The 356-nt window shown below is 36.5% G+C and carries 1 protein-coding gene; it reads right to left on the bottom strand.

The annotated features are described in order from the left end of the window. Positions 1-356 (bottom strand): lipocalin/fatty-acid binding family protein (locus RCF13_RS00170; protein ID WP_308140665.1); only part of this gene is annotated, 356 nt, incomplete at both ends.

Genomic DNA, 356 nt, shown 5'->3' with positions numbered 1-356 from the left:
AAGTTCATAAATTAAATTTTCTCGTTTGTCAGATGGATAGTCTTGTAATCCACCTTCTCCTAACCATTCAAATGATTTGGGATTTCCGTCCTTCTTAACATGACAAATAGCCAACCCGTCTGGATTTGTATCTAAACCACGATATCCATTCACAGGAAAAGTAACAAGTGGCGCAGGTTGTTCTGTAATCGAAATATGAACCCGATATTTTCCGTTTCGCTTTAAAATTTCAACCGCATATGCATCACCAGAAGCTAACGCTTGACGCATCAATGCAGGGTAATTTCGTCCGTTATATTGACCTGTTTTTTTCGATTTTTTTGATGCAATATATAAAGAAAAGCGTACTTTTTGAT

The organism is Stenotrophomonas maltophilia group sp. RNC7 (genome assembly GCF_030910085.1).
GTDB lineage: Bacteria > Pseudomonadota > Gammaproteobacteria > Xanthomonadales > Xanthomonadaceae > Stenotrophomonas > Stenotrophomonas sepilia.
This window is presented reverse-complemented; position numbering and strand designations above follow the sequence as displayed.